The 7,991-nt window shown below is 42.2% G+C and carries 16 protein-coding genes; 14 read left to right on the plus strand and 2 right to left on the minus strand.

All coding sequences use genetic code 11. From position 1 onward, the window contains the following. Nucleotides 1-14 precede the first annotated feature (14 nt). The 3 genes from LSG37_RS20645 to LSG37_RS20655 all read left to right on the plus strand — a co-directional run bounded on the left by LSG37_RS20645 (nucleotide 15) and on the right by LSG37_RS20655 (nucleotide 1,395). On the plus strand, nucleotides 15-320 hold the full coding sequence (locus LSG37_RS20645) for a hypothetical protein (protein ID WP_233081897.1): 306 nt from the start codon (nucleotides 15-17) through the stop codon (nucleotides 318-320). 95 nt (nucleotides 321-415) lie between these two features. Then, nucleotides 416-664: a hypothetical protein gene (locus LSG37_RS20650; protein WP_233081898.1), complete on the plus strand. Its 249-nt coding sequence runs from the start codon at nucleotides 416-418 to the stop codon at nucleotides 662-664. Between the two features lie 107 nt (nucleotides 665-771). Then, nucleotides 772-1,395: a DUF1349 domain-containing protein gene (locus tag LSG37_RS20655; RefSeq protein WP_233081899.1), complete on the plus strand. Its 624-nt coding sequence runs from the start codon at nucleotides 772-774 to the stop codon at nucleotides 1,393-1,395. A 130-nt stretch (nucleotides 1,396-1,525) separates the two neighbouring features. On the opposite strand, the gene LSG37_RS20660 is transcribed toward LSG37_RS20655, so the two are convergent. After that, nucleotides 1,526-1,825: a type II toxin-antitoxin system RelE/ParE family toxin gene (locus LSG37_RS20660; protein WP_233081900.1), complete on the minus strand. Its 300-nt coding sequence runs from the start codon at nucleotides 1,823-1,825 to the stop codon at nucleotides 1,526-1,528. Beyond that, a complete protein-coding gene (locus tag LSG37_RS20665; RefSeq protein ID WP_233081901.1) occupies nucleotides 1,822-2,064 on the minus strand; it encodes a type II toxin-antitoxin system ParD family antitoxin in 243 nt (80 codons plus the stop codon). The genes LSG37_RS20660 and LSG37_RS20665 overlap by 4 nt, the downstream gene beginning before the upstream one ends. Nucleotides 2,065-2,225: 161 nt before the next feature. Here LSG37_RS20665 and LSG37_RS20670 point away from each other — a divergent pair, with 161 nt between their 5' ends. From LSG37_RS20670 to LSG37_RS20720, 11 genes are all read left to right on the plus strand, one after another. Continuing rightward, nucleotides 2,226-2,639 carry a hypothetical protein gene (locus LSG37_RS20670; protein WP_233081902.1) on the plus strand — a complete coding sequence of 138 codons (414 nt, stop codon included), beginning with the start codon at nucleotides 2,226-2,228 and terminating at the stop codon, nucleotides 2,637-2,639. A gap of 89 nt (nucleotides 2,640-2,728) precedes the next feature. Beyond that, entirely contained in the window at nucleotides 2,729-3,019 is a 291-nt protein-coding gene (locus LSG37_RS20675) for a hypothetical protein (protein WP_233081903.1), read from the plus strand. Nucleotides 3,020-3,156: 137 nt separating this feature from the next. Continuing rightward, a complete protein-coding gene (locus LSG37_RS20680) occupies nucleotides 3,157-3,339 on the plus strand; it encodes a hypothetical protein (RefSeq protein WP_233081904.1) in 183 nt (60 codons plus the stop codon). 147 nt (nucleotides 3,340-3,486) lie between these two features. Beyond that, a complete protein-coding gene (locus tag LSG37_RS20685) occupies nucleotides 3,487-4,020 on the plus strand; it encodes a hypothetical protein (protein WP_233081905.1) in 534 nt (177 codons plus the stop codon). 86 nt (nucleotides 4,021-4,106) lie between these two features. Further along, complete coding sequence (locus tag LSG37_RS20690; protein ID WP_233081906.1) at nucleotides 4,107-4,421, plus strand: hypothetical protein; 315 nt, start codon at nucleotides 4,107-4,109, stop codon at nucleotides 4,419-4,421. An 85-nt stretch (nucleotides 4,422-4,506) separates the two neighbouring features. After that, the gene (locus tag LSG37_RS20695) at nucleotides 4,507-4,887 is read left to right on the plus strand and encodes a hypothetical protein (RefSeq protein WP_233081907.1); all 381 of its coding nucleotides are present in this window, start codon (nucleotides 4,507-4,509) and stop codon (nucleotides 4,885-4,887) included. A 97-nt stretch (nucleotides 4,888-4,984) separates the two neighbouring features. After that, a complete protein-coding gene (locus tag LSG37_RS20700) occupies nucleotides 4,985-5,176 on the plus strand; it encodes a hypothetical protein (protein ID WP_233081908.1) in 192 nt (63 codons plus the stop codon). A 381-nt stretch (nucleotides 5,177-5,557) separates the two neighbouring features. After that, a complete protein-coding gene (locus LSG37_RS20705; RefSeq protein WP_233081909.1) occupies nucleotides 5,558-5,821 on the plus strand; it encodes a hypothetical protein in 264 nt (87 codons plus the stop codon). Nucleotides 5,822-6,423: 602 nt separating this feature from the next. Continuing rightward, nucleotides 6,424-6,738 (plus strand): hypothetical protein, encoded by a 315-nt coding sequence (locus LSG37_RS20710; RefSeq protein ID WP_233081910.1) that lies wholly within the window; start codon nucleotides 6,424-6,426, stop codon nucleotides 6,736-6,738. A gap of 250 nt (nucleotides 6,739-6,988) precedes the next feature. After that, nucleotides 6,989-7,435 (plus strand): hypothetical protein, encoded by a 447-nt coding sequence (locus tag LSG37_RS20715; protein WP_233081911.1) that lies wholly within the window; start codon nucleotides 6,989-6,991, stop codon nucleotides 7,433-7,435. 96 nt (nucleotides 7,436-7,531) lie between these two features. After that, nucleotides 7,532-7,840, plus strand: coding sequence for a hypothetical protein (locus LSG37_RS20720; RefSeq protein ID WP_233081912.1), 309 nt, complete (start codon nucleotides 7,532-7,534; stop codon nucleotides 7,838-7,840). The last annotated feature ends 151 nt before the right edge of the window (nucleotides 7,841-7,991 follow it).

The following is a 7,991-nucleotide window of genomic DNA, read 5'->3' on the forward strand; positions in this document are numbered from 1 at the left end:
TGTGACTCGATAAGATGAAACTACCAACTAAGAATGACATCATCATCGGCAGCGTATTACTGATTGTTGGGGTATTGATATTGGCCTTTTTGCCAAAATTTTCAGATGCTGGCTGGTACGCAATATTTTTTGGAATAGCAGTGTATATTTTTCCGGGGCCGCAGCTTAGAGAACGCTATAAACAAACTGAAGAATCAAAAGAGCGTTGGCGGCAGAGTGCCAAAGCTGAGAGTTCAAAAAACTTAAGCTGGTGGGCATCGCCATTCCCGTGGGCTTTATTAATCTGTTTTGTGGTGGTTGCTTTTGCAATCGTCACATAACAAACAAATATTATCGCCAGCAAAAAGCGCTGGCTGCGACGTCAACCCGCTGCGCGGCTTTCCGCGCTAAATTTGGGCGTTATGCGTGAGCAGTTATGAGCCAGGATATGCCGAAATACGATGTTCGAGTCGGAGAAGACAGTTTTGGTATCTTTGTCGAAGTTGCTGACTTTAACGATTACGACGAGCTAGAGGATTTATTCGTAGAGCAATATGGCTTAGTGGTTATAGCTGTGAGTCATGCAAATAAGTCAGAGAATGGCAAATATAAAATCTGGCTCAATCAATCTTTAGGCATTGAGTTTGTTAAGAAAATTATCGATGAAATTAACAACAGCGCATAACAAGGCCCGGAAGCACGCAGCCTTCGGCTGCTGGACTCGCTACGCTCGGCCGCTGCTTTGGAAGTTATGTGAATATTTGGGTTTTGTGGACAACAAAGAGATTGGTAATGGTAAATTTTACTTCTGGGAAGTGGATTTCTGAACCGAAAGTCAGTGAAGTCACTTCAGAGTTTGTTTCGATAGCAACCGAGCCGAAAACCGATTTTTGGCAACGTTCTTATTATGGATTTCGTAATGAAAATGCCCCTGCATTATTGATTGATTCAAAAGATAATTTCACATTTACAGCTAAGGTAAGTTTTACTTATCAAGAGCTGTTTGATCAATGTGGATTGATCATTTATCTCGATAATGAGAATTGGTTTAAAGCTTCGATAGAGTACGAAAATCAATTATTTTCTAGGCTGGGTAGTGTAGTTACAAATTTAGGGTATTCAGATTGGGCAACCACCGATATCCCGCTTCCTAAAGATATTTGGTATCGTTTAAGTCGTAGAGGGCCAGATTTTCTTATCGAATCCTCGTTTGATGGCTTGGTTTTCAACCAAATGCGTATCTTTCACTTACATCAGTTGGGAGAGACTACGATAGAAATGGGTAAATGTAATCCCCCTTTGCCGACACAAAAAGTGGTCAGTTTTGGAGTTTATGCGTGTAGTCCTTCAGAATCATCGTTTACAGCAAAATTTACCGAAATGAGCCTGGAGCCTTGTAAATGGTTAGCTCACTAGGCTCAAATTCACATAACAAACGCTTCAAGAGGGACAGCCAACGTGCGGCATTTTTACTATGCGTTGGTTTTTGTGATTACGGTGTTATGCAGTAAGTTGGTAGTAGCGTTGGCTGCCCCTTAAGCGGGCGTTATGCGCCAAGTACCGGATTAACATCCATACTTTTATGAAGAATACGGATTATTTTAATTTGTTGACTGCCGGTTTGTTGATAAAAGATGACGTGGCTACCTTGAGGAAATTTACGATATCCGATTCTGATTTCATCGCATGTTTTACCGATGTCGGGGTTTTCTGCTAAAAGCCAAAATGAATCATCAAATTGTCTTAAATAGATATTTCGTTGCTCTTTTCCCCAGCGACGCTGGGTAAATAATGCGATATCTCGCAAATCGGTTTTAGCAGCAACGGTGAGATTAAATGGCTTCATCGAGAGTTTTCACTATCAAGTTCATTGATAAAGCTATCGAGGTCATATTCTGCGTCACCGCTTTGTTCGCCTTCGACAAGTAGTTGACGAAGTGAGTTAAGTTTGGTTTCTTGGTCTTCGAGTAAGCGTAGCGCTGAGCGAATGACTTCGCTCGCTGAACCGTAACGCCCACTTTGGATCTGGCTTGCAATAAAGCCCTCAAAGTGTTCTCCAATAGTTATGCTTGTGTTCTTGGCCATGTGTAGTTCTCCGGATACCAAAAGATACCTAATTATGGTATTAAGTGGAATTGTGAGCAAGGCGCATAACAAACAAATTCTATCGCCAGCAAAAAAAGCTGGCTGCGACGTCAACCCGCTGCGCGGTTTTCCGCGCTAAATTTGGTAGTTATAGGCTCAAAATGAAGATATGGATCGCATCTATTTTTCTTGCATTATCAACTATTGCAGTCGCAGGCAACGATAATTTCTCAATAGATATTGATTGCGATGGAATTCCAGAGAATTTGACTATAAATGTCTCAGAACAAGACTTTGACCTTAGCGTCGTAGCATCTTCTAACAATAAGAAATCTGTGTTGACTTTTGGAGTTGGTCAGTCATCACGTCAAGACGCTATTTGCGGCCTCTCGCCTAAGCTGTCTTCTGGAAATGCTGCTACAAAAGAGATGCATCTTGAAATGTTTGGTGAAGAGATTGATGGGTACAAATATTCCCAATCATGCAAAGAGCTTGTGGTTGGCGATGACGATTGTGATCCAATTTATGTATTTTTTAACCATAAAACAGGCGTTCTTAATTGGTCACGCCTATAACAAAGCGAGCAACTTGACTGCAATACGCTGTGCTCCTTGCAGCAAATTATTGCGGCGTTAGAAGTTTCACGGAAGATCAGAGGAACACGATGTACTCTACGAAAGTCTTGCTGCTTGCAGCTAAAGTTTCTTTCATTCATATGACTTGGCTTGTCTCAATTATCGGTGTGCCACTAGTCTACTTTGACAAAGATCTTCAATTCAGCGAAAAAGTTGGCTTGTTTGCATTTTTTCTTGTTTTTCTGTGGCTTATATACTTTCTGACGAATGTGTTATTTCATAGGCTTAGTTTAAGAAAGCCAGAAGCTCTCGAAGCTTTCCTGAGCAAAGATGAAGCAGCCAGGGGGAAGGAGCTTGGCACACATTTGGAGGGCTGGTAGTGGTAGAAACTGCTAACTAGTTGCTTAATTTCGTTCCTGCTACAAACAGCTTGGCCTCCACTAGACTGCACACTACGCTGTGGCAGCCAATTGGCAAAGCTTTGTAAACACTTATCATCAAGGAAGGAGTCGTCGATATGAAAAGTATTATATTCTGCGGTATTGGTGCTGGATTGGGTTCGGCAACTTACCAAACATTAGTTCACGGGATTAGTGAAACAGATTGGTATAGAGCCATATTTGTCGGCTTATTCACAATGTTGTTTTATGGTCTGTATGTTGGTTTCAAGCGTCTGACTTCAAAAGATAAAGATGCATGAGCATGGTTTTTTAAAAGCGAGTCTGGTGTTATTTTTACATCATACTTTTAACAAGCGCCAGCATAAACGCGTCAGTTGGGCGCTAGACTTGTAACAAGTTGCTCGCGGGTGTGCCGGGCGTTGGATTTCAAAACAAGGATAGTCAAAGTGAGAAAATTTGTTGTTATTGTATTCGTCATTTTATTAAGCAGCTGTGCTAGCGTGCCATTAGGCACCATGCTCGAATTTGGTTCTTTTGGTAAAGATGACTTGTTAAAAATACAGCCTCAAGACCTTAGAGCAAAAATACAAGTGGATGAGCCTGTCCGAGCCGATATTGAGAGCGCGCAATTGACTCTTGTATTAACCACTGAAAAAGGCTCGAGAGAATTTAAGTTTCCCTTGCTTCTACTTGATGAACTTAAGATTAAGCCAACGGAGGGTTTATTCTCAACGTCAGCGGGAAAAACTGAGTACACCCTTAGGCTCGCAGATGAAGCGATGAAAAACTTTATGACAACACAACAAATTATCCGAGATGCACAATCTGGAAGTTTTAATTTTTCAGTGACAACCGATTTCGAGAAGTTCCCCAGTGAGGTGACTGAAATAGGTTTGTCAATTTTCTTAAAGCTATCAGAAGAAAAGGGTTTTGTGACCTTATTTGATAATGCAAAGTTAGAGATAAAACATGAAAGCTAACAAACCACATCATTTGTAGTATTCGGCTGCAGCGACGCTCACAAGTTCGCGCTTGCGCCGGACGTTCAATACCCAAGGTGGTTGTAATGGAAATCGAAGTAATAAGACCAAAGCAATTTGCAGATATGGCCCGTGACTATCATTTACTGGTGGACGGTAAAGAAATAGCCGTTATAAGGCGTGGCACAACACAAACAATAACTCTGCCTGAAGGTAGTAAAACGCTGAAGGCTGTAATTGATTGGTGTTCCAGTCCTGAGTTTCAGGTGTGTGATATTGGTTCAGGCAAAATTGTAGTGAAGAACTCATTTGCGTCTAACTTTTTTAAGGCTGTATTTCTGCCGCTGTATTACATTTCATTAGGTAAAGAAAAGTACTTAAAAATTGAGACCAGCTTATAACAATCGCCATCAAAAACGCGCCTGTTGGGCGCTGGACTTGCAACAAGTTGCTCGCGCTTGCGCGGGAAATTAGGAGTAGCAAAGCTTGAAATTCGAGCACCTATTCAAAAAACTTGGGGACATGGAGCTTACGCTAGATGAAGCTTTGCATTACTGCTCCAAAGAAAACATCGGCTTTGTTGAATTTTGCAACGACGTTATGGTAACCACCGCCACCCAATATTACGAAAAAAAGATTGATTACCCATTCGCAGATGCTGTTGCAAATAACGTCTATGGATTTATGGTCAGCGATCATTATCTCGGTTTGACCGGAAACTCACTATCCGAACCAGCCTACTCAGTATATTTGGCATTCGATTCTGGCGAGTATTTTCATCAAAATGATGATCGCAGCATTGAGCCTGAACTTAAGTATACAAGGCCGGAAATTGAGAGAATTTTGCGTGAAATTTCAAACGCCTAACAAGTGGCCGCTGTGACGCTCACAAGCGCCTGCATGTGGAGCCGCTGTATTCATAGTTTTTTCATAGTTTCGACACTTAAATAGATGGAGTTCAAACATGTGGGAGATGGTGAGTTTTCTTGCGGCAATAGTAGTCATGATGTTTTTAATTGAGTTATTTGAATTACCTGATTGGATAAGGGCTCATTTAAAAAATGGCAAAACCCGTAAGAGCCTTGAGCTTAAGGTGGAAGCGCTTCAATTACGGGTTCAAGAGCTTGAACGAAAAGTCGATAGACTGTCGGAATAAAGGATGAGTAAATTTGTTTTTGCAAAGCAGCGAAAACTCGATCTGTGCTGATCCAGTAAAACGCCGTTTTGCGGCTGAACCCCAACACGTTGCTCGCGCCCCCGAAGGTTCCTGTTTAGGCGTTTTACGTCATGGAAAAATCAGTGCAATTCATTAAGGCTCTCGTGATTGTTGTAGTGTTCATGTGTGAAATAGCTATGGCTGATGAATACGAACAAGCAGAGATATACTCGGATTTAAGGCTGCAGGTGTTGTCGTTAACCATCGAGCAGTTTTTTACATAGGCGCTGCAAAAGAACACTGCAGTGCAGAGCAAGGCGCTCCAGTCGACCGCTCAGGTGTCGGCAGAGCTTGGCGTAGTAACTTTGAATGGTTAGGTTTATGACACAACAAAAATCAGAAAAGCTAAAGGCACTCGTTGCGAAGGGTAAATGGCCTTATGTTTTAAAGCATGGAGTGCTGGGCTGGGGGCTACCGACAGCGATTCTTTGGTCAGCCATTATGCATTTTATAGACAGGATACCTTTTACCGAAAGTATCTTTATTGCTTTAATTCTGTTCCCTGCAGGCGGTGTGCTCTGGGGGTTATTTATGTGGTTTTTCATATCTCGTGAATTTAATAAGATGGATAAAAGTGGGTTGTAACACGCAAATGTTATCGCCAATGGAAGCACTGACCGCAACGTCGACCCGTTGCGCTGTTTTCCGGGCTCAATGCAGGTGTTACATGCCTTTAAAGGCGCGGCTTGTCGGCCGCTACTGACGATGTGAGGAGTAATGGAGTGCTCTTTATGACTAAAATGTACCAATGTAGCTTGTGTCACACTGAATTTACCGATCACGACGCCTATTGTGAAAACTGGAAAGAACCAGACAAGAGTTTTGGCTGTCCTAAATGCAAGACCATGTTTCGTAAGATTGCTCCATCCCATTGGCGTTACAAAGTGGCAGTAACAATTTATTCCAGCGGAGCTCTGATCCCGGCGGCGATACTTGGTCCTGACATCATCAGAAAAGGCGACATAACGACCTTACTACTCCTTGGGATGCTAGTTCTGTCGAGTACAGCTCTTTTCATACTGTACTCAAAAGAGGTCAGAAGAAAATACTTTACCATTGAGAGAATTGACTGATAAAAAACCATTAAAGCGGATGGAATAACACCAGATCGTTTGTGCATGAGGCTGCTCATCTGTGTGCAAGCGTATTGTGCTCTTTGTTGCACCGTGTTTATCGGAGGTTCAAGAATGTTTGAGTGTTTCAAATTTAAACAATTAGATGGGTTTTCGCCGGAAGAGGCTCGGCGAGTTATTACACAAGCGAAGAAAGATGCCTATAAAACAACTTCGTTTTGGGTATGGAGTGCACTGCTTTTCGTTTTCTCTATTGGATTAGCCGTTTTGCTAATGCAACTGCCAAGGCTACTGAACATAGAGCAAACCATTATTGGAATGCTGATACAGGGCACAGGTATTTTAATTGCTGTGATGCTGCACCATCATCTTGCTCAGAAAACTTTTTTAAAATACCTTAAAAAGCAATTAAATAAGCATGAAGTATAACCAGCAGTGTTATTAAAGGTCTGTGATTGTGACGACGATCACATGGTTGCACTCATGAGTTTATGATCAAATGCTATAAGGGAAAAGCATGACTAAGTGCGCTCTGTTAGCGAAAAATGAACAGCATAAACTATGGGAAACTGGGTCGGCGCTTTTTAAGCTAGTGATCGCCATTTGAGTTCTGTTTTCAACTCGACTCGTAACATATTGCCCGCGTTTATGATGGGCGTCAGAGTTTCAAGGAGGAAAAGTGAATTCTGGCAGTAATAAATACCTTCTTATTGCAGCGCTATGTTGCGTTCTGGCTGCGCTTGCTCATATTGGCTGCATAGTGTTCGGCGCAGACTGGTATCGTTTCTTTGGCGCTGGTGAACAGATGGCTCACATGGCAGAACAAGGGCTTTGGTATCCGACAATCGTCACATCTATCATCGCGGTCATACTCTTTATCTGGGCATGTTATGGCCTGTCAGGTTCGGGGGCTATTAAGCCTTTACCGCTAACGAGGTTGGCTTTGGTTCTCATCAGTGGCATATTTTTGCTTCGAGGTGTTGCCTTTGTTGGTTTAATGCCAATGTTTCCGGAAAATAGTTTCACTTTTTGGCTCGTAAGTTCTGGTATCTGTTTGTTTCTTGGTGGCTTATTTGCTTTTGGCACTGTGCAGCAATGGTCAAAACTGAGTCATAAAAATATCTGATAATACGCCTCATATGCGACAGGGGCCATCTTGAACTGCTGTAGTTCAAATGCTTGTTGATTCTTTTTAAAGCCGTATAGCGCTAATGGAGTTCTGATGTCAGGGAATACACTGAAGTATAAAATCGTATCCTTTATTTTCTTGTGTTTATGTGCAGCTGCTTTGCTGGACACATTGATAGAAATAGATGAGGTCAATGCTTTTGAGTTTGGGTTTGTCGTGAGTATCGCAGGCATACTTGCAATCATTTCATTAGGGCTGGCTCCGGAAAAATTATTTTTGCCCTTGTCCAAAGCCTTTCAGAGAAATACGACAAGCAAGAGGCACCAGGTTTCTGATTTGTTCATGATCAGTGCTGGTGCGTTAGCCATCATTGGTTTCATTGGTGAGCACGCTTTCGGTTAACAAATTAAGGTTGCAAACACATCACAGCATGCGGCCGTTTGAAGTAACAGGGAACTTATGCAACTTACATATCGATGGACAGTTTTTTCGTTGTTATTGGCAGTTTTTGGCTGCAGTGGAACGCCTGATTGCACAATGGACACGGCACCTG

Origin of the sequence: Rheinheimera soli (assembly GCF_021290985.1) — a bacterium.
Lineage (GTDB): Bacteria > Pseudomonadota > Gammaproteobacteria > Enterobacterales > Alteromonadaceae > Pararheinheimera > Pararheinheimera soli.